The 26,228-nt window shown below is 55.8% G+C and carries 26 protein-coding genes; 19 read left to right on the forward strand and 7 right to left on the reverse strand.

All coding sequences use genetic code 11. The annotated features are described in order from the left end of the window. Positions 1–270 precede the first annotated feature (270 nt). Together ACK2JC_RS17730 and ACK2JC_RS17735 are read left to right on the forward strand one after the other, a co-directional pair. On the forward strand, positions 271–807 hold the full coding sequence (locus tag ACK2JC_RS17730) for a hypothetical protein (RefSeq protein WP_092368345.1): 537 nt from the start codon (positions 271–273) through the stop codon (positions 805–807). A 51-nt stretch (positions 808–858) separates the two neighbouring features. Further along, positions 859–2,097 carry a ComEC/Rec2 family competence protein gene (locus ACK2JC_RS17735; protein ID WP_320938113.1) on the forward strand — a complete coding sequence of 413 codons (1,239 nt, stop codon included), beginning with the start codon at positions 859–861 and terminating at the stop codon, positions 2,095–2,097. 102 nt (positions 2,098–2,199) lie between these two features. On the opposite strand, the gene ACK2JC_RS17740 is transcribed toward ACK2JC_RS17735, so the two are convergent. Further along, positions 2,200–3,180 (reverse strand): zinc dependent phospholipase C family protein, encoded by a 981-nt coding sequence (locus ACK2JC_RS17740; RefSeq protein ID WP_092368339.1) that lies wholly within the window; start codon positions 3,178–3,180, stop codon positions 2,200–2,202. A gap of 162 nt (positions 3,181–3,342) precedes the next feature. Between ACK2JC_RS17740 and ACK2JC_RS17745 the strand changes: the two genes are divergently transcribed. Then, positions 3,343–4,728, forward strand: coding sequence for an alanine/glycine:cation symporter family protein (locus tag ACK2JC_RS17745; RefSeq protein WP_118757076.1), 1,386 nt, complete (start codon positions 3,343–3,345; stop codon positions 4,726–4,728). Here ACK2JC_RS17745 and ACK2JC_RS17750 read toward each other — a convergent pair. Further along, the gene (locus ACK2JC_RS17750; RefSeq protein ID WP_368274882.1) at positions 4,725–5,813 is read right to left on the reverse strand and encodes a metallophosphoesterase; all 1,089 of its coding nucleotides are present in this window, start codon (positions 5,811–5,813) and stop codon (positions 4,725–4,727) included. The genes ACK2JC_RS17745 and ACK2JC_RS17750 overlap by 4 nt on opposite strands. Continuing rightward, complete coding sequence (locus tag ACK2JC_RS17755; protein ID WP_368271357.1) at positions 5,789–6,487, reverse strand: MBL fold metallo-hydrolase; 699 nt, start codon at positions 6,485–6,487, stop codon at positions 5,789–5,791. The genes ACK2JC_RS17750 and ACK2JC_RS17755 overlap by 25 nt, the downstream gene beginning before the upstream one ends. A 206-nt stretch (positions 6,488–6,693) precedes the next feature. On the opposite strand from ACK2JC_RS17755, the gene ACK2JC_RS17760 reads away from it, so the two are divergent. The 5 genes from ACK2JC_RS17760 (at position 6,694) to ACK2JC_RS17780 (ending at position 13,465) form a co-directional block, all read left to right on the forward strand. Next, a complete protein-coding gene (locus ACK2JC_RS17760; RefSeq protein ID WP_320938110.1) occupies positions 6,694–8,490 on the forward strand; it encodes a sensor histidine kinase in 1,797 nt (598 codons plus the stop codon). Further along, on the forward strand, positions 8,483–10,087 hold the full coding sequence (locus ACK2JC_RS17765; protein ID WP_320938109.1) for a response regulator: 1,605 nt from the start codon (positions 8,483–8,485) through the stop codon (positions 10,085–10,087). The genes ACK2JC_RS17760 and ACK2JC_RS17765 overlap by 8 nt, the downstream gene beginning before the upstream one ends. Before the next feature lie 185 nt (positions 10,088–10,272). Continuing rightward, on the forward strand, positions 10,273–11,628 hold the full coding sequence (locus ACK2JC_RS17770) for a sugar ABC transporter substrate-binding protein (RefSeq protein ID WP_320938108.1): 1,356 nt from the start codon (positions 10,273–10,275) through the stop codon (positions 11,626–11,628). Positions 11,629–11,695: 67 nt separating this feature from the next. After that, the gene (locus ACK2JC_RS17775; protein ID WP_320938107.1) at positions 11,696–12,613 is read left to right on the forward strand and encodes a sugar ABC transporter permease; all 918 of its coding nucleotides are present in this window, start codon (positions 11,696–11,698) and stop codon (positions 12,611–12,613) included. Between the two features lie 18 nt (positions 12,614–12,631). Then, positions 12,632–13,465, forward strand: coding sequence for a carbohydrate ABC transporter permease (locus tag ACK2JC_RS17780; RefSeq protein WP_302325219.1), 834 nt, complete (start codon positions 12,632–12,634; stop codon positions 13,463–13,465). Positions 13,466–13,881: 416 nt separating this feature from the next. Here the strand turns inward: ACK2JC_RS17780 and ACK2JC_RS17785 are convergent, their stop codons facing one another. Continuing rightward, entirely contained in the window at positions 13,882–14,283 is a 402-nt protein-coding gene (locus tag ACK2JC_RS17785) for a hypothetical protein (protein ID WP_276948469.1), read from the reverse strand. 352 nt (positions 14,284–14,635) lie between these two features. On the opposite strand from ACK2JC_RS17785, the gene ACK2JC_RS17790 reads away from it, so the two are divergent. Continuing rightward, positions 14,636–14,899, forward strand: a complete 264-nt coding sequence (locus ACK2JC_RS17790; RefSeq protein ID WP_320938106.1) for a hypothetical protein — start codon at positions 14,636–14,638, stop codon at positions 14,897–14,899. Here the strand turns inward: ACK2JC_RS17790 and ACK2JC_RS17795 are convergent. Further along, on the reverse strand, positions 14,874–15,074 hold the full coding sequence (locus ACK2JC_RS17795) for a helix-turn-helix domain-containing protein (protein WP_092368329.1): 201 nt from the start codon (positions 15,072–15,074) through the stop codon (positions 14,874–14,876). The genes ACK2JC_RS17790 and ACK2JC_RS17795 overlap by 26 nt on opposite strands. Positions 15,075–15,207: 133 nt before the next feature. Between ACK2JC_RS17795 and ACK2JC_RS17800 the strand changes: the two genes are divergently transcribed. The 6 genes from ACK2JC_RS17800 to ACK2JC_RS17825 all read left to right on the forward strand — a co-directional run bounded on the left by ACK2JC_RS17800 (position 15,208) and on the right by ACK2JC_RS17825 (position 21,120). After that, positions 15,208–15,390, forward strand: a complete 183-nt coding sequence (locus tag ACK2JC_RS17800; RefSeq protein ID WP_320938105.1) for a hypothetical protein — start codon at positions 15,208–15,210, stop codon at positions 15,388–15,390. A 112-nt stretch (positions 15,391–15,502) separates the two neighbouring features. Next, a complete protein-coding gene (locus ACK2JC_RS17805) occupies positions 15,503–17,554 on the forward strand; it encodes a transglutaminase domain-containing protein (protein ID WP_320938104.1) in 2,052 nt (683 codons plus the stop codon). Between the two features lie 141 nt (positions 17,555–17,695). Further along, on the forward strand, positions 17,696–18,346 hold the full coding sequence (locus tag ACK2JC_RS17810; protein WP_320938103.1) for a hypothetical protein: 651 nt from the start codon (positions 17,696–17,698) through the stop codon (positions 18,344–18,346). A 248-nt stretch (positions 18,347–18,594) separates the two neighbouring features. Next, entirely contained in the window at positions 18,595–19,725 is a 1,131-nt protein-coding gene (locus ACK2JC_RS17815; RefSeq protein ID WP_320938102.1) for a zinc ribbon domain-containing protein, read from the forward strand. A 68-nt stretch (positions 19,726–19,793) separates the two neighbouring features. Next, positions 19,794–20,312, forward strand: coding sequence for a peptidylprolyl isomerase (locus ACK2JC_RS17820; protein ID WP_024736272.1), 519 nt, complete (start codon positions 19,794–19,796; stop codon positions 20,310–20,312). Positions 20,313–20,319: 7 nt separating this feature from the next. Continuing rightward, on the forward strand, positions 20,320–21,120 hold the full coding sequence (locus tag ACK2JC_RS17825; RefSeq protein WP_320938101.1) for a GNAT family N-acetyltransferase: 801 nt from the start codon (positions 20,320–20,322) through the stop codon (positions 21,118–21,120). On the opposite strand, the gene ACK2JC_RS17830 is transcribed toward ACK2JC_RS17825, so the two are convergent. After that, a complete protein-coding gene (locus tag ACK2JC_RS17830) occupies positions 21,035–21,703 on the reverse strand; it encodes a hypothetical protein (RefSeq protein ID WP_320938100.1) in 669 nt (222 codons plus the stop codon). The genes ACK2JC_RS17825 and ACK2JC_RS17830 overlap by 86 nt on opposite strands. A gap of 415 nt (positions 21,704–22,118) precedes the next feature. Between ACK2JC_RS17830 and ACK2JC_RS17835 the strand changes: the two genes are divergently transcribed. The 4 genes from ACK2JC_RS17835 to ACK2JC_RS17850 all read left to right on the forward strand — a co-directional run bounded on the left by ACK2JC_RS17835 (position 22,119) and on the right by ACK2JC_RS17850 (position 25,079). Continuing rightward, entirely contained in the window at positions 22,119–22,862 is a 744-nt protein-coding gene (locus ACK2JC_RS17835) for a YesL family protein (RefSeq protein WP_007717243.1), read from the forward strand. A 400-nt stretch (positions 22,863–23,262) separates the two neighbouring features. Then, the gene (gene ispE / locus ACK2JC_RS17840) at positions 23,263–24,156 is read left to right on the forward strand and encodes a 4-(cytidine 5'-diphospho)-2-C-methyl-D-erythritol kinase (RefSeq protein ID WP_092368306.1); all 894 of its coding nucleotides are present in this window, start codon (positions 23,263–23,265) and stop codon (positions 24,154–24,156) included. 18 nt (positions 24,157–24,174) lie between these two features. Continuing rightward, positions 24,175–24,876 (forward strand): GntR family transcriptional regulator, encoded by a 702-nt coding sequence (locus ACK2JC_RS17845; protein ID WP_007717240.1) that lies wholly within the window; start codon positions 24,175–24,177, stop codon positions 24,874–24,876. Continuing rightward, positions 24,876–25,079: a hypothetical protein gene (locus ACK2JC_RS17850; protein ID WP_024736268.1), complete on the forward strand. Its 204-nt coding sequence runs from the start codon at positions 24,876–24,878 to the stop codon at positions 25,077–25,079. Before ACK2JC_RS17845 ends, ACK2JC_RS17850 begins: the two co-directional genes overlap by 1 nt. A 118-nt stretch (positions 25,080–25,197) precedes the next feature. Here ACK2JC_RS17850 and spoIIR read toward each other — a convergent pair whose 3' ends face one another. Then, positions 25,198–25,866: a stage II sporulation protein R gene (gene spoIIR / locus ACK2JC_RS17855; protein ID WP_320938099.1), complete on the reverse strand. Its 669-nt coding sequence runs from the start codon at positions 25,864–25,866 to the stop codon at positions 25,198–25,200. Positions 25,867–26,228: the final 362 nt, after the last annotated feature.

The following is a 26,228-nucleotide window of genomic DNA, read 5'->3' on the forward strand; positions in this document are numbered from 1 at the left end:
AAAATAAATGATATTGAACATATTACCACCGGAAGCTGGAAAAATCAAGAGGGATTTCAAACTTTACCAAGAATAACAATAATTTCGTAAGAAAAAAGGTCTGTTAAATTCGGGGATTGTCCGCTATAATAATACCGTTGACGGTCTGTCCGCCCGGCGGTTCGCGGGGGATCAGGCCGAATTGCAGCCGCCGGCTGCTCCCGGGAGATCCAGACCGGCGGGGCCATCAGGCCGGCTGCTTTTTGTAAGAATGAAGGAGGATTTGATAAAATGAAACAGTTCAAAAAGTTATCCGCGTTGTTTCTCTTGTGCGCGGCAATCCTCTGCGGCTGTACGCAGAGCAATATTGTTTCCCCCACAGGCGGCGTGGTGGAGGGCCCGGCCGTTCCGGACGTGGAGACAAAGGACGATGTGGAGATCGACTGGGATGAAGTGAACCAGGCTATGCGCGACGAGTTTATGGAGCCCTACGGGCCCTTTGGCGATTACGTCATGGAGATGGCCGTAACCTACGACGCCTCCAGCAAGACCGTAACCGTGCTGCTTCCCGTGACAGCCAAGACCACCGGCGAGATTGCAGTGGAATACGGCGAGGCCGTGCTCAAGGTCATCGGCGATGAGCTGGCGACCCAGGACTTCTCCTACGCGCCTTCTGATGAGGAGAAGCTATACTACGGCGGTTTCTTTGATGAGAACAATGTGAAGATCCAGATCTTCCCCTTCAACAGCCAGGACGACGAGAGCACCTATCTGGTGAATGACACCATCAAGGCGGGCGAGCAGAGAGCGCTGACCGCTCTGAAGTAGGAACGGCGCTCCGGCGGCAGACAATGAGATTAGAAAGAGAAGGACTTGAATATGAGACGAGATTCCTACTGGAAACAGTCGGCGGCATGCGTCCTCGCCCTGATGCTTCTGCTGGTGAGCGGCGGCCGGGCTGAGAGCTTTGCCATGGGCGGTTCCTACAAGGCTCAGGCCCAGACCCTCTACTCCCCCGGCAAGGTGATCGTCGTCGACGACGAGCCGGCGGGCGGCGGCAGTGCGGGCGGCGCAGGCGGCTCCGGAGAAGCCCAGATCACCAGCGTTGGCGGAGACGGTGGACAGGCGCAGCAGACGGGAGACGCAGGCCAGACCCAGCAGGCGGCCGGGCAGACCGGGGACAGCACCCAGGCGCAGCCGGCGGCCGGACAGGCCGGGGATACCCAGGCGGCCGCGCAGCCGGCTCCCGTGGTCGCGGCAATCGGCTCTGTGCAGACGACGGTGACTGATTCCTCCACTTGGTTCGGACCGGGCCGTTTGACCATGTATGCCAATAACGCCTCCACGGCCCAGCTGCTCTCGGTGATCATCGAGAACGGGGAAGGCGGGCTGATCGTGGTGGACGGCGGCTGGACCGAGAACGCGGATTATCTGTTAAATCAGATCAAGGAGAAAGGCGGCCATGTGATGGCCTGGCTGGTCACCCATCCCCACAGCGATCACGCGGGAGCGCTTGCCGAGATTCTGAGCAAGCACAGCGGAGAGATTACCATCGACGGTATCTATTACTCCTTCCTGGAGGACAGCTGGTACCAGGAGAAGGATTCCAACGCGGCGGGAATGGTGCAGCACCTTAAGAGCATTTTCGCCCAGATGCCCCAGGAGAAGCTACACGGAAACATCGTTTCCGGCCAGGTCATCGAGGCGGGTCCGGCCCGGATCCAGGTGCTCAATCCGGCCTACAAGACCAGCAGTGATTTCGTAAATAACAGCAGCGTGGCCTACATGGTGTCGCTCAACGGGACCAACGTGGTGTTCCTGGGCGATCTGGCACTGGCAGGAGGCGACCGGCTGATGTCCGAGGTCGACCTGCGCGCCCTGGACTGCGATATCGTTCAGATGGCCCATCACGGCCAGAACGGCGTGGACTATGAGGTTTACAAGGCGCTTAAGCCCAGGGCCAGCCTGTGGCCCACTCCACAGTGGCTGTGGGACAACGACGGCGGCTCCGGCTACGGAACCGGCAACTGGAAGACCCAGGAGACAAAGAACTGGCTGGTCCGCCTGGGCGTACAGGAAACCTACTGCATCAAGGACGGAAATCAGGTAATCGAATAACGTGCGGCTGGCGTTTCACAGCTGAAAAACGGCGTCTGAGAAAGCTCTCAGGACGCCGTTTTTGGTTTGAATGCAATGGGCTGCTGCATGTTTTGCGGCCCGTTAATCCCGGCAGGGAAGCCCGCTGTGGTAGGAATAGTTTCCGATCTCGTTCAGGAGACGGCCCAGGGAAACCGGGTCCACGCTGGGGGTGCCGTCCACCAGGGAATTGATCATGTAGTAGATGGTGTCCAGCTTGGACAGGGACTGTTTGAACAGATCCGGGAATGAGGCCTGGGAGGCGATCTGTTTATTCCAGGGATTACACCAGGCCTCGTGGTGCAGATTCAGGCTCCAGGCCGGGTCCGCCACCGTGTCCGTGACCAGCTTGTTGGAGGCTACGGGGTTCTTGAGGAAGATATTCTCCACAAACTCGATCTTGTTCTTTTTCTTCCCGTAGGGGTCCGCCAGCGTGCGGCAGCCGAAACGGATGGCCAGAATGGAGCGATGGATCATCCGCGCGGTGACCTGGTAGTTGTTGCGGTAGCTCAGCGGGTAGTAGGTCTCGTTGATACATTTTGAGAGAAAGCGGGAGATAAACTGGATCTCCATGCCGTTTAAACAGATGGTTGCCGCCTGGTTGAACTGGGACGGCTTTTTCTTTTTGTATTTGCGCAGCAGCAGGGCGTCGATGTCGTTCTCCAGCTGGGCGTGAAGCCCGTGGTAGTAGCCGCCCGGATGGTCCACGTCGTACTCGATCCGGCCGTAAACGTAGGGGTGGCAGATGGAATCGCCCACATAGTGGCACAAAAACCCGCAAACATAGGCAAGTCCCTCCTCGCGCTGTTGGCGGGACTCGATGTTGGTAAGATTCTCAAAGCAGCAGCTGAAAAACTGATTGACCAGATGCTCGTGCATGTGGGAGCCCACGTTGCGGTGGTCCCGGTGGCGCAGGACCGGGAGATTGTAGAAGAAAATATCCGGCCCCTGCAGTCCCAGCTGATACAGCCAGCGGTACTTGGCAATTATAAATTTTAAGGATGTCTGGGGCATATCGTTGTACGCTTTCATGCCCAATATATAGTGTGTGGTAAAGCCCGGCATCGCCATACCTCTTTTCTTTGTAAGATATGTTTTATTTTAACATAATTGCATCTGAAATGCGAGGCATATACACTAGAAAATTCTGTGAACTGTCATAGTCCCGCCCGGCTGCGAATAAGACAGATAGTGAGGACGGCAGCCTTGGGCGGAAGGTGGCGGAATATGGCATTTTTAGAACAGATACATCAGATGGTATGGGGGCCGTGGACCATGGTGGCATTCCTGGGCGTGGGGCTGTTCTTCAGCCTGAAGAGCCGTTTATTCCAGCTGAGAGGTTTTTCCTACTGGTGGAAGGCGACGGTGGGAAGTCTTGGAAAAAAGGGCGGGAACGAGGAGCAGGGAAAGGGCGGAAAGAAGGGAATCAGCCAGTTCCAGTCCGTGTGCACCGCCCTGGCGGCCACGGTGGGGACGGGAAATATTGCGGGCGTGGCCACGGCCCTGACCGCGGGCGGACCAGGGGCGCTGTTCTGGATGTGGGTGTCCGCCCTGATCGGTATGATCACCGCCTACGCGGAAACCACGCTGGGAATCCGTTACCGTTACCGCGATGAGGACGGCCGTTACATGTGCGGGCCGTACGTGTATATGGAACGCGGTCTGGGCATGAAGGGCATGGGCATCATGTACGGCGTGCTGTGCCTTCTGGCGTCCATGGGTATGGGGAGCATGGTGCAGTCCAACTCCGCCGTGGGCACCATGGCCTACAGCTGGCATATCCCTGAACTGGCAGGCGGCCTGGTGCTGACCGCCCTGATCTGGCTGGTAATCAGCGGCGGTATCAGCCGCATCGGCACGGTGGCGGAGAAGCTGATGCCTGCGGCGTCCGGCATCTATATCGTATTCTCGCTGGTGGTGATCCTCTCCTGTGCAGAGCGGCTTCCCCAGGTTTTCGGGGCGATTTTAAGCGGCGCATTTACCCCGTCGGCCGCCGCGGGCGGAGCGGCGGGTTACGGGATCAGCCGCAGCCTGCGCTACGGAATGGCCAGAGGCGTATTTTCCAACGAGGCGGGCCTTGGCACCCTGGCGGTGCTGCACGGGGAGGCCAAGGACACCACACCCCAGCAGCAGGGCATGTGGGCCATGTTTGAGGTGTTTTTTGACACGGTGATCCTCTGTACCCTGACCGCGCTGGTGATTTTGTGCATGACCGGGTCTGCGCCGGAGCGGGTTCCCTACGAGGGGGCGGCGCTGGCCTCCTGGTGTTTTGAGGGCCGTCTGGGCGCTGCGGGGGAATTTCTGGTGTCTGCGTCCATGGTGGTGTTCGCCTTTGCCACCCTGATCGCCTGGTTTTACCTGGGCAAGCAGGCCGCGGCTTACACGGCCGGCGCGCTGGGGTTCGACCGGCAAAAGAAGCAGAAATTCGTGAACAAAATTTACCCCCTGTTCTACGTGGCGGCGGTGTTTACCGGGAGTATCGGCCGGCTGGAGGTGGTGTGGATCCTGTCCGATATCTGGAACGGCCTGATGGCGTTCCCCAACCTGACGGCTCTGCTGTTTTTGAGCGGGCAGGTGATGATGCCGGAGTGGAGAGGGGGAAGGGGGCGTTAGAGCGTGAAACTGCGTCTGAGAGAACACAGGGCGGATAGACTGCGGCCTTCGGAGGCGTTCCGGGGCAGGGAGGGGACATCGCTCCAGCGTAGATTCCAGCTGTCGATGGAAGGCGAGGAGGGACCGGTCCAGCCCAGCTGCTGCGGCGTGGGCGGCACAAAGCGTCCGGTGCGGCCTGTGACACTTATACCACCGCGAGTCAGGGTGATGATGGCGAACAGCGGGACCTGGTACGGTGCTACAAACGCAAGGTTAGGGTACTGTTCGTGAAGTCCGCGGCTATAATGCAGTGCCGAATAGGGCTGTCCCATCCAGAGATTCGAGATACTGTTGACCGTGTAATACAGCACGTCCTCCACGCAGCGCAGATCATCGATGTGAAGATGACCGTTGAGACACAGACGCACGTTTCCATGCCTGGAGTTTGCTTTGCGCAGGATTTCCCGGAATGTCCCGGCATTTTTGATGCCGCGTTTTCCGCCGCACAGGGGCTGGTGGGAGCAGATGACAACCGGTTCGTCGCCGGAGGCCAGTTCGCGTTCAAGCCAGTCCAGCTGATCGCCGGAGAGATAGGGCAGATCCTTGGTGCCGAAGTAAACACCCCGGTCATAGTCCCTTAAAACGCCGTTTTCATCCCGGTAGAAGCTGGAGTCGAGCGCGATAAAATGCCAGCCGTTTACGTGCCAGGCGTAGTGGCTGCGGCTGATCCCGTAGGCGTCCATTACCGTCCTTTTTGTGCAAAAATCCATCTCATGGTTGCCCAGCACATGGTAGACGGGTTTTTCAAAGCGGTTGAACTGCCGCAGCACGTCCAGCTGCGGCTCACGGGGACGCTCCATTGCCAGCCGCAGATTGACCGGCAGATCCTCCGGGGGGCACAGGGACTGAAAGGTCCGCACGGGATAGAGAAAATCTCCCAGAGACAGGATAAAATCCACATCCGCCGCCCGCGCGGCTTCCAGAAAGGCGTTTACCCGCTGAGCGCCATCGTGCATGATATCCATGTGCAGATCCGCCATCACGGCAAAACGGACAGGCTGCTCCATCGATAGTCCCCCCTTCACCGTCCCAACGGTTCCATACATACGCCGAATCCCCGGTCGCGCAGCTGGCCGGAGAAATCGCCGCTGAAATGCATGGGATAGACATTGCGCCGCAGACTGGGCGGAATCACAGCGCTGAGATAGTCCAGGCTGCCGTGGGACGCGCCCTGATCCTCCAAAAAGGTGGCGTCCTGGTAGAGCTCGCGGATGCGTCCGTTTAAAAACGCGTCCAGCACGCCCGGCGGAAGCCGTCTGGCATCGCCGCTGTAGTATAACGACTCCGGGCCGCAGATAAAGTGATATCCGTAACAGTGCAGGTCCGGGTGATGCTCCACGGGGAACGCGCTGCAGCGGATGCCCGGAGCGAACACGATATTAGCGCCGCTGTAAAATTCGCACTCATCCACAGCGATGCCGCAGCAGGTCATCAGGGTCCGCACATCCTCACCGGGATAGTACACGGCCACCGGCTTCTGTTCCACATCGTGCATGTAAGAAATCAGCGTCGGCAGGCTGCCGGCATGGTCGGCGTGACAGTGGGTGACGAGAACCGTAAGGCTGCGGCAGCGCTCCAGAAGTCCGGTTTGCAGCAGCCGGGTAAAGACCGTTTCCCCACAGTCAAACAGAAACAGGCGGCCGTCCACGGACAGCCAGGCGCTTGTGTTGCCAAACTGCGGCCGGTACGCGCAGCCGCAGCCCAGAAAATTCAGAATCATCGCATTTCTCCCTTCCCGCCGGAATCCCGGCAAGACTTCGTTGCTTATAATGTAAAAGCTGTGGGATGTAAAGTCAATCACAAAAAAAGGGCAAAATCTGCACTTTTCGGTCAAGAAAGGGGATGCTTGTTGACAAAATCTGCCCGCAATTTTATGATGCTTTTATGGTGTTTACATAATTTTAGCAGCTTTGCGGGGGAAGAATTATGGGGAAAAAGCAGGCGCGTCCATTGAAGGTGACGCTGCTGGTGTATTTTATGGCGACGATGTTCGTCTTTTGCTGTATCATCGGTTTCCTGGCGGTATTTGCCGCCCGGTCCGTCGTGCGGGCCAATACGATTGCGCACTATACGGCCACAACCCGTTATGTGGGGAAGAACATTTCCCGCGAGCTGGACGACATTCAGGATATCTGCAACTATATGTTTGTCAACAGCGACGTCAAGAACGTGATTGAGAACAGCGGAGAGAAAAACTACGCGTACGTCCGATCCGTGGACAACCTGGACCGTCTGCTGATCCAGAATGTGATGGCCAACGTGTACAGCAATCTCACGGCTATGATTGTGTTCGGTCATGACGGGATTGTATACCGGTATGTGGGAGATTCCTGGCTTGGACGTAATTTTGATTATCCTGCCCTTTACGGCAGCGGCGAGTACCGGCTTGCCGTGGAACGCAGCCGCATGGTGATCTCTTCCCGGGATTTTTATACCGGAGCGCGCGGAAACGGGAAGGGGAGTATCTCGGTGGTGCACTGTGTGATGGACTCCCATTACGATCATGTGATTGGCGGCATGCTGTTGTTGTTCGACAGCGACCTGGTGGAAGCTCCTATGATCGAATCCGGCGCGGAGGAAGGATTTAGCGCGTATCTGCTGAGTGAGGCGGGGGATGTGCTCAACCGGGAGCAGCAGGCGCTGCCCCATGGCGTCCGGGACCTGCTGCCGGATTTTAAGGAAGGGGAGGACGTGGTCTACCGGACGATGGGGGACCTGGATGTATTTATCTATCCCATTCCACGGGAACGGTGTTATATGGTATTTCTGATCGAGCCGAAGAGCATCCTGTCGGAGAGCTGGCATCTGATGACCGTTGTGGTGATTTCTCTGGTGTCCGGAATCCTGATCTCCCTGATTCTGTGGCGCTCCATGAACCGGCGCGTGGTACAGCCCATCCTTCAGATCCGCGCGTCCCTGGACCGAGCCCGGGATGGCGTGCATCTGCCTATCGTCACCGGGCGGGGAGGGGAAATCGAGGAGGTGGAGGAGCTCGTCTCCAGCTATAACCGGAATGTGCGGTATATTGACGAGTTGGCGGAAAAGCTCAGCGAACAAAAGACCCGCTACAAGGACCTGGAGTACAAGGCGCTCCAGTCGCAGATCAACTCCCATTTTATCACCAACACCTTAAATGCCGTCCGCTGGCTTGCGATTATGCAGAAAGCTACGAATATTAAGGAGCTCATTGACGCATTTTCCCGTCTGCTGAAAAGCACCTGGCAGGGGTTGGAGCATGACACGACCATTGAGCGGGAACTTTCGAACGTTCAGGACTATATCTTTATTCAGCAGATCACCCATTCGTATAATTGTGAGATATTTTACGATGTGGAGCCGGGGCTGTTAAAGGCGCCCTGCGCCAAGTTTATTCTCCAGCCGCTGGTGGAAAACGCTTATTTTCACGGAATCGCGCCAAAAGGTGGAGTAGGAACGATCCGGATCGGGATCCGCCCGGACGGTGAGAAGGGCAGAATCATTATCCAGGTGACGGATGACGGGGTGGGAATGGACCGGGAGACACAGGTTCAGGTGCTGCACTCCCAGGGAGGCGGCAGCCGGTTTAATGGCATCGGCATCAGCAATATCCACCAGCGCCTCCAGCTGAAATACGGGGAGGAATACGGGATCTCCATCGAGAGCGAGGTCGGAAGCTACACGAAGATGACGGTTGTCATACCATGGATGGAAACGGGGAAGGAAGAGGGGGAGACCAATGTATAAGGTGTTGGTTGTGGACGACGAGATGCTGGCCCGGGTGGGGATCAAATCGCTGATACCCTGGGAGCAGGAGGGCTTTACCATTGTGGGGGAAGCGGACAACGGCGAAAAGGCACTGGAAGAAATTTACAAATTACATCCAGATATCATTATCACGGATTACAAAATGCCGATTATGGATGGAATCGAGCTGCTGCTGCGCTGCAAGAAAGAGCAGATACCGTCGCCGTTTATCGTTCTGAGCGCATATAGCGATTATGAATATGTGCGGAGCACGCTGAAAAACGGTGCGGTGGATTATCTGCTGAAGCTGGAGCTGGAACCCGAAGGGCTTCTTCAGGCGTTGCACAAGGCGGTAGAACAAATCTGTGAGGCCCAGACCGCCGCAGCTCCCCCTCCGGCCGCAGGAGTCCCGGAAAGCGGTCTGCGCCACGCCTACCGTCAGTTAATCAACGGCTGCAGCCCGGCTCAGGCGAAGGCCTGCCGCGCGGTCATCTCCCAGGCCGGTTCCATGCCCTCCGGTCCGTTGGCCCTGGCCGCCTTCCACATTTTGAGCGCTGAAAAGAGCGAGCTTACGGCTGCGCAGTTTGGAGACACCGTGGGGCCTGTGGTCAATGTCATCGGCGATATTGTCGGTTCCTACGCCCCTGCCGTAACGCTGAGCCTGCATCGGGACGGGATTATCTGTACGGTATTTCAATGCGGGGATGATGTGGCCTGCGTGAATATTGTCACCGCCATGGCCCTCCGGGTGCGCGAGACGGTGAAATATCTGTTCAATTACAGTACATTTATCGGCTGTAGCCTGGTGAAACGAGGTACGGAGCAGCTGGGCGAGGCCTGGGGGGAGGCGGCGGATTCCATGCATCGGGCCGAACTGTACAATATGGACGTGTGTGTAGCCGCGGCCCTTGGATCCTCAGGAACCGGGGCGGCCACGGCGGAGAAGCTGCTGGAGCGCATTGGCCGCGCGGCTGAGAATCTGGACTACGGGGCCCTGCAGGGCGCTTTCCGGGATATCTGCGCTTATATTCTGGATGAAAAGGGTGCCGATCCCCAATATCTGTGCGGTGTGTGCTGTCTGCTGGTATTTCAGCTGGGCAGCCTGAAACGGCGCATGGGCTTTGCCGAGACGGAGATCATCGAGGGGCAGCAGCTTTTGCAGCGCCAGCTTCGCACCCTGTCCGGCCAGGAGAGTGCCATTAGGTTTGTCCGGAATGTGAATATGGAATTTAAGAAACTGATGGACGGGGATCGGGAGTACCCCAGCATCGCCAGGGCTAAGGCCTACGTGGAGGAGCACCTTGCCGGAGATATTTCTCTGGAGGATGTGGCGGAATACGTCTCCCTGTCGGCCAATTATTTTTCCAAATTATTCCATCGCAGAACCGGGCAGAAGTTCACCGCCTACATTACGGATAAAAAGGTGAAAGCGGCAAAGGCCCTTCTGCTGTCCGGAAATAAAAATGTGGGGGAGATTGCGGCGGAACTGGGATTCGAGAATACCACATACTTTTCAAAGGTGTTCAAAAAGGCAACAGGCGTTACGCCCCAGGCATACCAGCAGGGACAGCGGGGCGGGGACGGGGAAGCACGATAGACCAAAAAGTACAAGAATTGGCAGGAAAATGCAAGACTTCGCCCTCCTTCCCGGCCCCGCCGGGTGAGGAGGGCTTTAAAATACACGTTTTGCCATTTTTCTTTATTTACTGTAAAAGGGGTTAACGGTAGAATGATTTCATAAAAAAGAGCTTGCAGTTGAGCAAAGTCGAAAAGGAGGAAGGTATGAAACGTTTTACAGCATTTTTTCTGTGTGCGGCATTGGTGTTCGGACTGGCCGGATGTAAGGGGACGGACTCCGGCAAAGGGGCAGCTCCGGCTACCGGCGCCGAGACTGGCGCGGCTTCCGGGGGGACGGAGGCGGGTGAGAGCCAGGGCGAGCCTGTAACGATCACGTTCATGAACTGGGGGATGGCGGAGGATACCACGATTCCGGCATTTGAGGCGATGATCGCCGCGTTTAACGAGTCCCACCCCAATATCCGGGTGGAGTCTATTGCGGAAGCCTACAATTCCTATCTGGACCAGACGCTGATCCTCAACGCCAGCAAGGAGATGCCGGATTGCCTGCAGGTGCACAATTCCATGTTCAGCGCGATGGTCAGCGCGGGCGCCCTGGCGGATATCAATTCCCTGATCTCCGACGATGTTCGGGCGGACTTTTATGACAACCTGATGGATTCCCTCAACTACGACGGCAGACAGTTCGGCCTTCCCTGGGCGCCCTCTTCGGAAGTGCTCTATTGCAATATGGAGCTTCTGAAGCAGGCCGGATACGACAACACGCCCTCCACAATGGCGGAGATGCGCGATATGGCCGCGGCTGTGGCGGCTCTGGGAACGGATGAAAACGGCAATACGATTTACGGCCTGGGCCTGCAGACGAAGGCCATGGACAGCTCCGGCTTCTATTTTCTCCCGTATCTGTGGAATTACGGCGGAGAGATGTGCGACGAACAGGGAAATATCACCATAAATTCCCAGGAGAGCATCGACGCGTTTAATTTTGTCAAAGGCCTGGTGGCCGACGGAATCACGCCGGTGGGGCAGGAAATAAAGGATCTGCGCAATATGTTCGCCAACAACCAGGTGGCGTTTATTGTGGACACGGCGTTCGGTTACGCGGCGGTTCAGAATATGGCCGAAGATAAAGCGGCGTTTGACATTCATACGCAGCTTAGTGCCATTCCCAGCGATACGGACAAGCCGGTGAACTTCTTTATCGCTCATAACCTGGCTGTCTCCGAGCAGAGTGAACACAAGGAGGAGGCATACACCTTTATCGAGTGGCTCAGCAGCGCGGAGGCGGTGGAGCTTTATAACACCTATTCCGCCAACATCATGCCGAGCCGCACCAGCGTGGAGGGGCTTGCCTACTATTCCGAGCCGGGGAATGAGTATACGCAGGTATATATCGAGGAACTACCCAAGGCCCGGGCGCTGCCGGAAAAATACTCAGGCTTTAAAGCGAGCATGCTGGATATTGCCAACGCCCTTCAGCGCATCATCATCAACAACGAAGATACCGCGGCTGTTGTGGCGGATTTGGAGACACAGCTGAAAACGGATTATGTGAAATAGGGATTGATGGGAGATCGCGGGTATTCCCCTTCGGAGTACCCGCGCTTTTTTAGAAAGGATCTTGGACGTGAAAAATAAACACAAAATTTCCAGCGTACAGACGGGGGATTCCCGTTTTGCGTTCCTGTGTATTTTACCGGCGTTTGCAGGGGTTGGACTGGTGGTGCTTGCCCCGATTCTCAAGGCGGTGTGGATGAGCTTTACGGATTACAAGCTCACAAGTGTGGCTCCGCCCCGGTGGAACAATTTCGCAAACTATAAAAGCCTGTTTTTGAGCGGAAAGGCAGGGGCGTATTTTGTAGTAACCCTGACCTTTATCGCAATGGTGGTTGCGATTCAGTTTTTATTCGCTTTGGCCGTGGCGCTGCTGCTGAATGCGCGGTTTATCAGGGGACGGAATGTGATGCGGGCGCTTTTTATGATCCCGTGGACCATTCCCTCCGTGGTGACCGCCCTGCTGTGGTCCTGGATGCTGCACTCTCAATACGGCGTGGTGAACTGGCTGTTGTTTCATATGGGGCTGATTGACAACATTAACCTGGTGTGGACCTCCAGCAGGACCCTGGCGCTGCCCAGCGTGATTATGGCCTGCGTGTGGAGACAGACTCCCTACATGATGGTGATGCTCTTGGCAGGGCTTCAGAGCGTGCCAAACGACCTGGTGGAGGCTGCGCGGGTGGACGGGGCCAATGGCTGGCATGTATTTGCGCATGTTATGCTGCCCTCCATCCGTCCGGTGATCGATACGTCTATTATGGTGGCGGTTATCAATAACTCCCAGATGTTTACAATTATTTACAATATGACGGGAGGAGGACCCACGGGCCGTACGACTACGTTCTCGGTAGGCGCATATCTGGAGGCGTTTATCAGCTACGACTTTGGAAAGGGATCGGCGTTGGGAGTGGTGTGGCTGGTCTTTCTGGGTGTTTTTGTCTTTTTGTATAAGCGTTATTCCGACAAAAAGGCAAGCAGCTACCTGTAAAATGGAGGTGAGAGAAGTATGAAAACAAAAAAAATCACACGCATTGTGGTGTACCTGCTGCTGGTCCTGTCCATCGGCGCATTCCTGTTCCCGGTGTACTGGATGGTAATTTCCTCGTTCAAGAATAACAGCGCGCTCATTTCGTGGCCTCCCAGCTTTTCGCCGGTTTTCAGCAATCTGGATAACTACATTACCATTTTCGGAAACACCAAATACCTCACGTATTTTAAGAACAGCCTGATCACCTCCGGGGGTGCGGTTGTCATCAGCCTGTTCGTCTCCGTGCTGGCGGCTTATGCGTTTTCGCGTTTTCGTTTCCGGTTTAAAAACCTGCTGATGACCTCCCTGATGAATATACAGGTATTTCCAGTGACAGTAATCGTGATCTCCCTCTTTACGTTTTATACCAAGCTGGGGCTGCAGAGCACTTATCAGGGATTGATTCTCGCGGAGCTGGTGTATTCGCTTCCGTTTACGGTGTGGTTCCTCAAGGCGTTTATGGACACGGTTCCCTTTTCCCTGGATGAGGCGGCCAGGATCGACGGCTGCTCCCGCCTGCAGGTGCTCCGGCAGATCGTGTTGCCGGTTGTGCAGCCGGGGCTGATCGCAATCAGCATCTATACGTTTCTGTATTCCTGGGATGATTTTGTATTTGCCCAAATCATCATGAAAAAGGAATCCATGAAAACGCTTCCCGTGGGAATGGCCAGCAGTTTTATCGGAGAATTTATTTTTGATTATGCCGGTATGATGACATTGTCCGTTCTGGCCTCTCTGCCGGTGGTGGTGGCGTTCATTTTCGCAGGAAAATATATGGTGGAGGGACTTACCAGCGGGGCGGTGAAAGGGTAGCAGCGTGCTGGATAAAATGAAAATACGGAAAACGTGCGGGGCAGCCAATACCCCGCAATACAAAAAACAGGTTAGCCAACGCGGGCTAACCTGTTTTTTGAAATAAAAAGTATTATTAAAAGGGAGGAGAGCTGATAATTGCTTATCAGCTCGAGTATTATGAAAAAAATCTTGTAAGCGTTATTTAGTTTAGTCGTTTTGTCTAACTGACTATGGTTAAAGTATATCCGGCAATCATGAATAGTTCATGTTGTTTATGTAAAGAGTTTTTAAATGATTTATGAACAGAATGTGAATGAGGAGCGTTGGGGAATCTGTCGTGTTTCACAGGTAACAAAAAAACTTAAAAATACTAAAAAAATGAGTAAATGTAATAAAACCGGAGTATGCTCAGGTGGACAAGCCGGTCCGGGCTGTCACCGGGCGCAGAGGCTGTTGACGAATGCCAGGTAACAGCCAAAGTCCCCGATGCGTTTCCGGTTGTACGGGTCCTCCTCCTCATAGCCCAGGGTCTCGCGCCACGCGGTTTTATGACCCTGAAGGCGGAGATATCTGGCAAGCTGGTTGAATTTGACGATCAGGGAGTTGTGGCAGGCGGTGCGGCTGGAATCGCGGTCCGTCTTTTCAGCCCGGCTCCAGAGGAACCATTGGGAGCGGAAGGCGATATAACGGGTGGCGGTTGCAGCCAGCTCCTGGTAAAGCTCAAGGGCGTCCGGGTCATTGCCCATCTCAGACACCATGTCCCCGTGCAGCTGCTCCATCTCTTCCAGTGTAAGGCTGCGGTCCGCGGCCAGATAGGTTTTATAGGTATCAATCATTGTGCGCCTCCGAAGGTGTGGTTAAAGTGCTGTCTTTCTTAATTATACGTTGTTGTCAACTGTAGGTTGACGATAAGGGATGCGTTTCCTTATTATACTTTGTCGTCAACTGCAGGTTGACGATAAGGGATGCGTTTCCTTATTATACTTTGTCGTCAACCGCAGGTTGACGATAAGGGATACGTTTCCTTATTATACCATAAAATGCATGGAAAATGAGGCCGGCCGCCGGATTTGCCGTTGCTTTTGAAACTATTTTTGAAAAATACCGGATTTATAAAACCGGACGGGCGGCTCAAACGTCTTATAGGCAGGAACGGGAAAATGAAAAAGGAGGCGGAAAGGAGGTTTTATGGATTTTTTTAAGATTATCAACGACATTGCCGCGGAGACGCGGATGAATATGGGGGAAAAGGTGCGGATGCTGATCCGGATTCTGGTGGGCATTTCCCCGAAACGGATCGAATGCCACAGGCGGGCCGGGCCGCCTGTGGGCGGGTATCCGGGGGAGAAGTCCCTGGGTCCGGGGCCGGATGGCGCGATGGCGGCGGGAAGCTGCGCGGGGAAAATGAAGACGGCCGGGCCGGAGACTACTCGTCCTCACGATATTCAATAATATCGGCGACACCGCATTTTAAAATCCGGCAGAGCTGGTTGACGGTGTTGGTGGAAATACTGTTCCCCTGCTTAATGCTGTAGTAGGTAGCGCGGCTGAAGCCGGCCTTTTGCAGCTTATAGGAAGTGATCTTCTTTTCTTTCATGGTTTTGAACAGCGGTTCATAGCTTATCATCCCGTACCTCCGGCTGATGTGATGATTTAAGTATAGGGGGCTTGAAAACGATTGAATATGTACGAATATACGAGTATAATTGGAACGGGACGGAGGGCAGGTCCGGCCGTCGCAGAGTCAGGAGGTGGAGCGTATGGACCAACGGTGGAAGTATAATTTTATAATACACATTCTTTTGAGTATTATGACAGTTCTTGCGGTAGCCGCGCTGTTTTTATTTTATGAGAACCGGCTGGCGGAGGACATGATCCGGGAGCTGAACCGGGATTATGAGGAGCTGCTGCGGGAGCGGGGAGCCGGTTCCGGTGGCGAATGAAAAAAATTTAAATTATTTTCAAATATTTAAAACCGGCGGGGGATCGCAGGCGTCTTTAAGGCATAGGCAATCAAATTGGATCGACAGACCAACTATCAGGAGGGTAAAAAAGATGAACAAAACGAAACGTATTGCACTGATCCGGCTGGGGGCAGCAGCCGTAATGACCGCGATGACCGCGTCCACCGCATTAGCGGGCACATGGCAGTCCGGGGCCGCAGGCTGGCGCTATCACAGCGACGGCGGGCAGCCTGTGGGTGGCTGGATTCAGGATGGGGCGGAGTATTACCACACGGATGAAAATGGTTACATGCAGACCGGGTGGTATCAGGATATGGCCGACGACGGCCGCTGGTATTATCTGAATCCGCAGCAGGGCGGGCCACAGGGCGCTTTAAAGACCGGCTGGCTGCTGGATAACGGCAGGTGGTATTTCCTGGACACCCGGATCGGAGGGCCAAGGGGCAGCCTGATGAGCGGCTGGCAGTGGATCGACGGGAAATGTTATTATCTGGACCCGGCGCAGGGCGGCGCCATGGCGGCGGACTGCATCACGCCGGACGGTAGCCGGGTGGATGCTTCGGGAGCCTGGGTGGACGGAAACGGCGTTCCTCATTACGAGGAGGGGAAGGGGATTTCCTCCACTGTGACCGTGGACATCACCGCCCAGGGTCCAGGAGGCGCGGTAACCGGCTCCGGTGGACGTACAGCGGGAGGTTCCGGTGGAGGAAGCGGTTCCGGCAGTGGAAGCGGGAGCAGCTACAGCGGCATTTATGGGGAGGATTTTGAGTGGAGCGATTATTCCGACGATTCGGTCAGCCGTTCGGCCAACGATTTTGAGAACGGCAACTACGGGATGATGGACTCCGACGAGCGGGAGGAGATGAAGGAGGCCATTGCGGATTTCAAGGACACCTATATCACCTCCGGCATGAGCGATTTCGAGAAGGAGATCATGATCATCAAATGGCTGGTGGAGAATTGCAGCTATGAGAAGGCCAAGGACTGGTCCCGGGCAACCGGTTACAGCTGCATCGTGGAGGGCAAGGCACAGTGCTCCGGTTACGCGGATGCGTTTTTGCAGACGGCAAAGGCCTGCGGGCTGGAGGTCCGGTATGTATACAGCAGCACCCACGCCTGGAACCTGATCAAGCTGGACGGCGAGTGGTACCACGTGGACGTGACCTGGGAGGACCCGGTGGGAAGAAACGACTACGGTTTTTCCGGGTTGCGCAACCTGTACATCAACCTGGAGGACGATGAGATCAAGGGCGTGTCCCACCACCACAGCTGGCAGCCGGACCGGATTAAGGCCAGGGGAAGCGCCTATGGCCGCAAGGTGGTGGCTCAGTATCTGAAGGACGGCACCATCGACACTTCCAAAGGCGAGAGCTTTAAAGAGCAGATGGACCGGTATTTCGACAAGGTGACCAATGAGGACGGCAGCAACAGCTTTATCTATACCAGCACCGGGGCTACGGCGGACCGGATCTGCGCCTACCTGGAGACCATGATTGAGGCTAAGAGCGAGAACTTTGGCTTTTTGGTCCGTTATCCCTCCGCGTATACGGCTCAGGTGACGGGAAACTACAGCAAACTGGTGAAGATTAACAACGAGATTGAGGAGAAGGTGAACAGCCGGATCAATGAGAAGTATCAAAACGTGCTGAAAAATCCGGTGAGAATCTCCCTCTTTCTGAAACGGGATGCGGACGTCAACTATTACGCGTATGAGAACGGAAGCCTTTACTATCAGGAGGGACAGGGAAGGAAAATTAATTATCTGGTGCGTTTTGTGGACACGGACGGAAATGAGGTCGGAACCCAGAGCGGCACGGGAGAGAAGAAACGGACCGTCCAGCTGACGTTCCCGGAGGGGTATAGCTGGATCAGCAACGGCTCTGAGAACTGCAAGGTAAGCCAGGGGAAGGTTTCTTACGGTGGAAGGAGCTTCCAGATTCTGGACGGCGACGAGATCGAAGTGCAGATCCGCCTGAGAAAGCTGAAAACGGAGAACAGCAAACCGGTGGAGCAGGAGAACGAGGTGCCGGAGACCGGGAAAGAGGCGGAGAGCGCGGGGAATATAGCGGAGAGTAAAGAGGAGAGCAAAACGGAGAATCAGCAGCCGGAGAAGGCTTCGCCGTCCTCCGCGGACAGGAGATAGGAATCCGCCGCCGTCCACTGTAAACAGAGAATAAGAATCCGCCGCCGGAGCGCGGCGGTCACACGATAAAGAGAGAAGAGGAGAGCAAAAATGGGATTGTTTTCGAAAAAAGCGTGCGGGATTTGTGGGAGAGAAGAGCGGATGCCGACTACATTTTACAATGAGGACGGCGGGAAGACTGCGATTTGCAGCGAGTGCTGCAAGGAGCTGCAGCTGGACGGGATCGCCAGGTACTGCCGCTGGGATGGGAGGGTCCCATACTATGATACGGAGCTGGTGCCATTTCTGCAGCGGCGGGCAGCACTGTTGGAGGGACTGGATCAGGTGACGGCTGTGGATGTGGGAAATGTGAGGATTTTCGAGCGGGGTCTGGCTTCCCTGGGACTGGAAGGAGTTGTGGTTTCCCTGGACGAGATTTATCTGATTACATATTTCCAGGTGGATGTGGGGATGATGTCGGAAACGCTGGAGGTTGTATTTTTTACTAGAAATCCCCAGTTCCCGGTGCTCTTCGAGTTCATTTCCCTGAAAGCGCATCCGTTGAGTTTTAACAAAAAGGCGAAGGAAGGCCGCGGCATGATGGAATCCCTGTATGGAGACATGTTAGGGGACGGCCTGATGTATCCGATGATGGAATACGGACAGCTGAAAAAACAGATGAAGGCCGATTACAAGGAGGGAAAATCGCCGGAGCTCAAGGCGCTGTTGTCACAGTTGGACGATATCCGGGCCGGATGGGGAAAATATAAGTTGGATAAGATCGCAGAACTGATGGAAAGAAAGACGCGGTAAATCGCAGGGGCGGAACGGAACCGACGGCTGAGGTGTAACCGGAGGCTGTGGTATAACCGGTGGCCGGAGGAGCATTTGTTTGCTTCTCTGGCCGCCTTTTTTGTGCTACGGGACACTGCCGCAGGGCGGGCACTGGCGGAATCAGGAATTTTAAAAATAGTTTTAAAAAATAAAACCAAAGGCGATTGAAATGGGACCTATATAGTAGAAATAAATCAAACAGTAGATGAGAGAGGATGGAGAATCAGATGAGAGAACTGGGTCTGGGAATTGACAGGGTGTGCGGCCTTCTGTCGCCAAATAAAATCGCGGAGCGGCTGGGCCGTTCGGTTTCGCAGAATTCCGCAAGGCGGATGGATCCCCTGCTTAAAAACCTGCTGCGGTTGCTGTTGGTACTGTGCGAGGTTTCCCTGGTACTGAACATGGCCTCCTGTGGGGATTCCGCTTACAGTGGATTCGAGTTGATCCGGCGGACCGTGGTGTTTGAGATTAAACGGGAATACGAGTGGGGAGCGGTGGCGCTGACCTTTATCTCCGCGATGTCCCTGGCAGGGATGGCGGTTCTGGCGGCCAGAAAAGCGCCGTTTCGCACGCTTTGCGCCATAACCGCCCTGGACATGCTGTTGGCGGTAGGCGCGGTGGGATTCTATAAAATAAACGCCCTGTTTTACCCGCCTTCGGCAATGGGAATCGTGCACCCAAGATATGGTGCTTATGTAGCTGCGGCGCTGTACATAGCCGCTTTTGCCACCGCCGTGTACGGCAGGGCCTGTGAGATGTCGCGGGGGATCGGAACGGCGCTTTGGGACTACAGCCACCGGCAGGGGCCGTCTGCGGCGGAAGCACCGTATGTTCTGGGGCAGGCCGTTCTCATGCTGCTCATGCTGTACCGCGTGCGGTCTGGGTGGATGGAGACGCGGATCATGCTGCAGGTGCTGCTGGCCATGGAGGCGGTACTGCTGCTTTTGACCCTGTGCCGTTCCCGGTACGCCGGTCCGGCTGCGGCAGCGGAAGTAATGGGCCTTGTCTATATGGGTTATGCGACGGTGGCAAACGGCCGGAGATTGGGCGTTTTGTTTTTGATCGCATTTCTGGCGGTTTTTGGAATGGCGGTCCGGCTGCTGTTTTTCTTGAACCAAAGGGTGGAAAAGGAAATGGTGGAAATGGGGAGAAGGAGAACGGAGGCGGCTGCTGGATCGCGGCAGGTGCCGCCTGTGTCCCGGCTACACGCCCCTACGGGAAGCCGTTTTTGTACCGGGTGCGGCGCCAGGCTGGACAGCGATTCCCTGTTCTGCCCGAGCTGTGGGAAGAAGCGCAGTCTCCGGCCCCGCGCAGCCCACTCTGAGGGAAAGCAGGAACCGGCTGGACAAACCCGGTAATATTTGCTATAGTTTAAAAAGACAAAAAAGAGCCGGTTTTCCGGCCTCAAGCAGAAGGAGAATCGCATATGAGCAACCCGATTGTTACAATTACAATGGAAAATGGAGACGTGATGAAGGCAGAGCTCTACCCGGAGATCGCGCCCAACACGGTAAACAACTTTATCAGCCTGGTCAATAAGGGATTCTATAACGGCCTGATCTTCCACCGCGTGATCCGCGGCTTTATGATCCAGGGCGGCTGCCCCGACGGCAACGGCATGGGCGGCCCCGGCTACGGAATCAAGGGTGAGTTCAGCCAGAACGGCATTAAGAACGATCTGAAGCATACCCCGGGCGTGCTGTCCATGGCCCGTTCCATGATGCCCAACTCCGCAGGTTCCCAGTTCTTCATCATGCACAAGAACTCCCCCCATCTGGACGGCGCTTACGCTGCTTTCGGCAAGGTGACCGAGGGCCTGGACGTGGTGGACAAGATCGCCTGCGTGCAGACGGACTACAACGACCGCCCCATGACACCCCAGAAGATCAGCTCCATCACCGTGGAGACCTTCGGCGTGGACTATCCGGAGCCGGAGAAGTGCTGATTGATCTATGGTAAAGGAGATGGAGATCTGTGTGGACGGTTTGCGCCGCACAATCGTCATATCGGATGAACCGGAGGCCCTGCTGGCGGCGAAAGCCGCTGGCAGGGCCATTATTGGCGTGGAGCAGAAAGCGGGCGGGGGGTCCCTGCCCGCGGCCCGGTATATCGTTCCCGGCTGGGAGTTCGTCACCGAGGAGCTGGCCGGTCTGGTGCTGCGGCGGCATCTGGGCCTTCCCTGGACCATCGGAGTGACGGAGCACCTGCTGATCCGGGAGCTGACCATGGGGGACAGAGAGGCCATTCCCGTTTCGGAGCTTAAGGCCGGGGAAGCCATGTTCGGGGACCCGGAAATGCTGCGGGCCTACATCGGGGGACAGTACGGATTCTACGAGTACGGCACCTGGGCCATCCTGGAACGGGACAGCGGCCATCTGGCAGGCCTGGCCGGGGTGAGCCAGCCGCGCCTGCCGGAGGCGCTGGAACAGCGCCTGAACGCACACATCGCCGGGTGCTGCCCGGGCCAGGCGTTTCTGGAGCTGGGCTATCATATTTTCCGGCCGTACCGGCGGAAAGGCTACGCTTTGGAAGCCTGCCGGGAGATTCTGGACTACACCCGCCAGGTGCTGTCCTGCCGCGCCTGCGCCATGATCGCAAATGAAAACAAGGCATCCCGCCGTCTGGCGGAACGCCTTGGTATGAAGCCGCTGACCCCGGGCGGCGAATTTATGGAAACAGATAGCGGATCATCTGAACCGCTGCTTCTTTACGCGGAGAGCCGTCAATCACCGCCAGATAAGGCGGATCCATGACGATTCCGGTGATCTCATAGAAGCGGGTTCCCTCCAGGGAGACGGCGGCGGGGATCATCTGACCTTCGGAACCGGCTGCGCTATACATTTCGCCTGCCAGCGTGGCGTACAAGTCAGCCGGGAGCAGTTCGCTTAAGTCCGCGAAGGCGTCGACCCCGGCATAGTGGTCGATGGAATCCCGGTCCGCTATGACCACGTCCAGGCCCCTGCTGGCGACCAGGGCGCTGATTTTCGCCATGGTGGCGTAGCCGAACTCTGTGACATTGTCGCCGTAGGTGGCCATCAGGCCGGTGTTGATCTCGATGATATCCTTTTTGCCGCAGCCCAGGACCTGGCGCAGGTCCGCCTCCAGCGGGCCCATGCTGCTGGTGTCCCCGGAGCGGTCGTTGATCACGGCGATGGACAGGCGGGTGGTAAAGCTCTGGCGGTAAAGGGCGTTGCCGATCACGCTGATCAGGCAGATCACCACCGCCAGAGCGGCCAGATGAAACTTATAATATTCCCAGATGTACCAGATTTTGTCCCTGGCGCTCATCTGTTTTAATTTCTCTTTTTCTATAGAAGCTTTCTCTTTCCAAGACATGGACATTCTCCTCTTTTGATGATATTTCCCGTGCATGTCCTATCATATCACAATTTCACCGCAGCGTTCCATAAATTTTTATAAAATGTGGCGGCAGTCCGACTGTACTCCGCGGTAGTCCGCCCGCAATCCGCCGGTAGTCTGCCCGCAGTCTACCGGCAGTCCGCCACAGCGCGAAATGGAACTGGTACTTTGCAATTTGCCGGTAGTTTGATATAATTGAGGAAACGCCTCTCTTGTCATCAACTTTCCGGTTGGTGACATGGCATAATTGAGGAAACGTATCTCCAGCCATCAACCTGCCGGTTTACGACATGGCAGAAGCAGGGAAGCGTATTGCGGATCATCAGCCTGGGGCTGGTGGTAAGGTATAAACGATTATTTTAACACTGACTGAGAAAGTAGAGGACATACTATGCTGCAGGGACTATTTAACTACGACAATCCGGTGTGGAGATTTATCGGCAAGCTGGGCGATCTGATCATTTTAAACGTACTCTGGATCGTCTGCTCCATCCCCATTTTTACCATCGGGGCCTCCACCACGGCCGTATATTATGTGACGCTGAAAATGGTCCGGGACGAGGAGGATTCCACGATCAAGTCCTTTTTCCGCTCCTTTAAGAGCAATTTTAAGCAGGCCACGGCCATTTGGCTGATTCTGCTGGCGGCTGGCGCGGTGCTGGCCTTTGACTTTTGGTTCTTCACCACCGGACAGATGAATTTGAGCGGCAATGTAAAGACGGTGATGATGGCGATTTTCGGCGGCTTTCTGCTGATTCTCTCGTTTATTTTCACCTATGTGTTCCCGCTCCAGGCGCGGTTCTACAACCCGGTGAAACGGACGCTGTTCAATGCGTTTTTCATGTCCATCCGCCACCTGATCCAGACCATCGGCATTCTGGCCACGGATGTGCTGATCGCTTTCGGCTCTTATATGGCTCTGTTCTACATGCCCCAGGCCGCGCTGCTTATGATGCTGTTCGGCATGCCGCTTGTGGCCTTTGTCAACTCCTATTTCCTCGCGTCGATCTTCAAGCGCTACATGCCCAAGGAGGACACGGAGCGGGGCAACGGTATGAGACCGCTGTTTGAGGATGAGGACGAGGAAACCCTGGCCGCGATCCGGAGCCTGAAGGGCGAGGACGCAGAGAAATAACGCGGAATGAGAAATCAGATATCCCCTGCGGTGATATGCCGCAGGGGAGTTTTTGAATGAAAGGGGCGGCGGGGTAGTCTACGGCCCAGAATTTGGGCAACCCGGCGGGGCAGATCAGAACCCGGCGTCCCCGTCCATACCCCGGAATTTAGGCACCCAGGCGTCCCCGTCCGTTAGTTTCCCGCTAAAATCTCCGGTAACTTGAATTTTCCACTTGCTATTTCTGCGAAAGTAATGTATACAATATAATGTATAATAAAAACAGGAATACATACAAAATACAATTTCCAGATTGTTCCGGTTCCGCCCAGGGCGGACGGTGCAGTTTCAACATTTTGTCCGCGGCGGCAGATAGACAGACCGCAGCGGTATTACAAACAGAGAAGGGAATGTGAACGGAATGATTACACATTTGCGGCTGAAGGCCTACGGGAAGATCAATCTGGGGCTGGATGTGCTGGGGCGGCGCGAGGACGGCTATCACGAGGTGCGCATGATCATGCAGACGGTGCGCCTCCACGACAGCATCGACCTGTACCGCACAAGGGAGCCGGGCATCCGCCTGGAGACCAATCTGTACTACCTGCCGACCAATGAGCAGAATCTGGCGTACCGGGCCGCCAAGCTTCTGATGGACGAGTTCGGCATCCGGGAGGGAGTTTCCATGCACCTGCGCAAGTTTATCCCCGTGTCCGCGGGTATGGCGGGGGGCAGCACGGATGCCGCCTCCGTGCTGTTCGGCGTGAACAAGATGTTCGGCTTAGGGCTGGGCGTCAGGGCGCTGATGGAGCGGGGCGTGACGCTGGGGGCGGATATTCCCTACTGCCTGATGCGGGGGACGGCCCTCTCCGAGGGAATCGGCGAGAAGCTGACGGCGCTTCCGCCCGTTCCGCAGTGCCAGGTGCTGATCGCCAAGCCGGGGATCAGCGTGTCCACCAAGGTGGTCTACGAGGCATTGGACGCCATGGAGTTAAAGCCGGAGCAGCACCCGGATATCGACGGCATGATCCGCGCGATCCGGGAAAAGGATCTCCACCGCGTGGCAGGGAAATTCGGAAATGTGCTGGAGCTGGTCACGGCCGGGAGATACCCGGTGATCGGCCAGATCGAGCAGGCCATGCTGGAGTGTGGGGCGGAAAACGCCATGATGAGCGGCAGCGGCCCCACCGTGTTCGGACTGTTTACCAACCCGCGGGCGGCTGAGGCGGCCTATGAGGCGCTGCGTTTCGGAAAATACGCCAAACTGGCAAAACAGGTTTATCTGACCGGATTTTACAACGTGAAACGAGATTGAATACAGGAGGCCAAGGTGATGGAGAACAATTTTAAAGTGAATATGAACGAATATCTTCCGCTGCGCGACGTGGTGTTCAACACCCTGCGCCAGGCGATTTTAAAGGGCGAGCTGGCCCCCGGGGAGCGGCTGATGGAGATTCAGCTGGCCGAGAAGCTGGGAGTGAGCCGCACGCCCATCCGGGAGGCCATCCGCAAGCTGGAGCTGGAGGGACTGGTGCTGATGATTCCCCGCAAGGGAGCGGAGGTCGCCAAAATTTCGGAGAAGAGCCTGCGGGACGTGCTGGAGGTGCGGCGTTCCCTGGAGGAGCTGGCCATCGAGCTGGCATGCCAGCGCATGACCGAGGAGGAGCTGGCCCAGCTGGAACAGGCCCAGGCGGCCTTCAGCAGCGCCATTTCCCGGGGCGTGGCCATGCCCATCGCAGAGACGGACGAGCACTACCACGACATTATCTATCAGGGAACCTACAACGACAAGCTGGTGCAGATGCTCAACAACCTGAGGGAGCAGATGTACCGCTACCGTTTGGAATATATCAAGGACGAGGACAAACGCCAGGTGCTTTTAGTGGAGCACGAGCACATTCTGGCGGCACTTAAGGGGCGCAACATCGCGGAGGCTAAGACTGCCATGCGCGAGCACATCGACAACCAGGAAATCACGGTGTCGCGGAACATTAAGGAGAAGGAACAGGAGAAGCCGGTGCGGGGGAGAAAATGATGGAGGAGAAAAATTTTAAGGAGCGTTATCTTGCAGGGGAGATCCCCTTTGAGGAGATCGACCGATATATCAGTATCTGGAACAACAGCGATGATCCCAGGACGCTGGCCCAGTATCTGGGCCTGAACGCCAAGGAGGAGGACGTCTGGATCGACGTCAGCGACGAGGCGTTGGAGGAACTGTTGGAGAGTCAGAGGAAATAAGCGAGGTGATGGGCCGCAGTCAGCGTCCCATTACAGTCAAAAGGCAGGCCGCCGGGAAGCGCATCCCCGGCGGCCTATATTGTTTGTTTTGCGCAGTGGCGCGCCTAACGGCTCCGCCCTATTGATCCCCCGCATCCCTTCCAAGCCCCAAAAGTTCGGCCAGACGGAAGCGGACCTGCACCCTGGGTTTGCCGGAGTTATGGTCCGTCCGCTCCTTTTCCGGCAGAAGGGCTTCGTAGTCCTCGTCCGGGATCAGGGATTTGAGGGTTTCCTTGGAGCGCTCCGGGACCACCGCGTTCATGGAGTCCGTGTAGCACAGCGGCGGATAGAGCACGCACCACCAGTTGTGTCCCTGACCGCTGCCGATGGTGATCCGGGCCGCATCGTATGTACCGCAGGGAAACACCATGTCCCCGTAAGCTTTGGTGGGAAAATAGTCCCGTGCCAGCTCCAGCTTCACCGGGTAATCCTTTCCCTGGGAAAGGATATAAGTCCGGGCCATCTCCTCGATTCCGTCCCTGTGCTCCATCAGCCATCCGGCGGTCTCTTCCTTGGTGGTGTTTCCGCCCAGGTTTTCATTGACATAGTTGATCACCAGCCCCTTTACCTCCATTTTAAGCTGCTGGTCCTCGTCGCTGTCGCTGTTGGCCAGGATGTGGAACCGCAGGATTTCCGGGGCGATTCGGGCCGCGAGGGCTTCATTTCCCTGCTGTCTGGCGGACATGGCGATGAGAAAGGCGGTAAAAAAGCAAAGTGCGCTGACGCACAGGCTGATTTTATATTTCATAACGATTTTCCTCCTATTATGTTCCATATATTCTCTGGCAGGCAGCGGGCTTTGGGAAAGCTCACCTGTAAATGGAAAGGTTACTGTACACTCCGTTCCCAGTAACACGCTTCGCGATGCACAGAAACGGCAAAAAACGCCGTTTCGCGCCGCTATCCTCGGGTTTTCTGTGACTTCCGCTGCGCTCCACTCACAAAAAACGCCTCGCGGGATATTGCCTGTGAACAGTAACATTGTAAGGACCGCTGTCTGGTAAAATCAAATTCAATGCTGTTGTAATTATTGACACATATGGTATAATGTAAACACTGCGGAAGAATATATTGTGTTGGAGTGTTTTTCCCAGCCGGATTTACATATTT

Origin of the sequence: Enterocloster lavalensis, assembly GCF_046603895.1 — a bacterium.
Taxonomy (GTDB): Bacteria; Bacillota; Clostridia; order Lachnospirales; family Lachnospiraceae; genus Enterocloster; species Enterocloster lavalensis.

Bases quoted from the DNA above. Each gene is read 5' to 3' on its own strand.
- ACK2JC_RS17735 (WP_320938113.1), top strand. From the start codon at position 859: ATGAGACGAGATTCCTACTGGAAACAGTCGGCGGCATGCGTCCTCGCC.
- ACK2JC_RS17745 (WP_118757076.1), top strand. From the start codon at position 3,343: ATGGCATTTTTAGAACAGATACATCAGATGGTATGGGGGCCGTGGACC.
- ACK2JC_RS17750 (WP_368274882.1), bottom strand. From the start codon at position 5,813: ATGTATGGAACCGTTGGGACGGTGAAGGGGGGACTATCGATGGAGCAG.
- ACK2JC_RS17825 (WP_320938101.1), top strand. From the start codon at position 20,320: ATGGTAAAGGAGATGGAGATCTGTGTGGACGGTTTGCGCCGCACAATC.
- ACK2JC_RS17850 (WP_024736268.1), top strand. From the start codon at position 24,876: ATGGAGGAGAAAAATTTTAAGGAGCGTTATCTTGCAGGGGAGATCCCC.
- ACK2JC_RS17740 (WP_092368339.1), bottom strand. From the start codon at position 3,180: ATGCCGGGCTTTACCACACACTATATATTGGGCATGAAAGCGTACAAC.
- ACK2JC_RS17805 (WP_320938104.1), top strand. From the start codon at position 15,503: ATGAACAAAACGAAACGTATTGCACTGATCCGGCTGGGGGCAGCAGCC.
- ACK2JC_RS17795 (WP_092368329.1), bottom strand. From the start codon at position 15,074: ATGATAAGCTATGAACCGCTGTTCAAAACCATGAAAGAAAAGAAGATC.
- ispE (WP_092368306.1), top strand. From the start codon at position 23,263: ATGATTACACATTTGCGGCTGAAGGCCTACGGGAAGATCAATCTGGGG.
- ACK2JC_RS17835 (WP_007717243.1), top strand. From the start codon at position 22,119: ATGCTGCAGGGACTATTTAACTACGACAATCCGGTGTGGAGATTTATC.
- ACK2JC_RS17730 (WP_092368345.1), top strand. From the start codon at position 271: ATGAAACAGTTCAAAAAGTTATCCGCGTTGTTTCTCTTGTGCGCGGCA.
- ACK2JC_RS17810 (WP_320938103.1), top strand. From the start codon at position 17,696: ATGCCGACTACATTTTACAATGAGGACGGCGGGAAGACTGCGATTTGC.
- ACK2JC_RS17800 (WP_320938105.1), top strand. From the start codon at position 15,208: ATGGACCAACGGTGGAAGTATAATTTTATAATACACATTCTTTTGAGT.
- ACK2JC_RS17830 (WP_320938100.1), bottom strand. From the start codon at position 21,703: ATGTCTTGGAAAGAGAAAGCTTCTATAGAAAAAGAGAAATTAAAACAG.
- ACK2JC_RS17785 (WP_276948469.1), bottom strand. From the start codon at position 14,283: ATGATTGATACCTATAAAACCTATCTGGCCGCGGACCGCAGCCTTACA.
- spoIIR (WP_320938099.1), bottom strand. From the start codon at position 25,866: ATGAAATATAAAATCAGCCTGTGCGTCAGCGCACTTTGCTTTTTTACC.
- ACK2JC_RS17845 (WP_007717240.1), top strand. From the start codon at position 24,175: ATGGAGAACAATTTTAAAGTGAATATGAACGAATATCTTCCGCTGCGC.
- ACK2JC_RS17815 (WP_320938102.1), top strand. From the start codon at position 18,595: ATGAGAGAACTGGGTCTGGGAATTGACAGGGTGTGCGGCCTTCTGTCG.
- ACK2JC_RS17760 (WP_320938110.1), top strand. From the start codon at position 6,694: ATGGGGAAAAAGCAGGCGCGTCCATTGAAGGTGACGCTGCTGGTGTAT.
- ACK2JC_RS17755 (WP_368271357.1), bottom strand. From the start codon at position 6,487: ATGATTCTGAATTTTCTGGGCTGCGGCTGCGCGTACCGGCCGCAGTTT.
- ACK2JC_RS17790 (WP_320938106.1), top strand. From the start codon at position 14,636: ATGGATTTTTTTAAGATTATCAACGACATTGCCGCGGAGACGCGGATG.
- ACK2JC_RS17770 (WP_320938108.1), top strand. From the start codon at position 10,273: ATGAAACGTTTTACAGCATTTTTTCTGTGTGCGGCATTGGTGTTCGGA.
- ACK2JC_RS17780 (WP_302325219.1), top strand. From the start codon at position 12,632: ATGAAAACAAAAAAAATCACACGCATTGTGGTGTACCTGCTGCTGGTC.
- ACK2JC_RS17765 (WP_320938109.1), top strand. From the start codon at position 8,483: ATGTATAAGGTGTTGGTTGTGGACGACGAGATGCTGGCCCGGGTGGGG.
- ACK2JC_RS17820 (WP_024736272.1), top strand. From the start codon at position 19,794: ATGAGCAACCCGATTGTTACAATTACAATGGAAAATGGAGACGTGATG.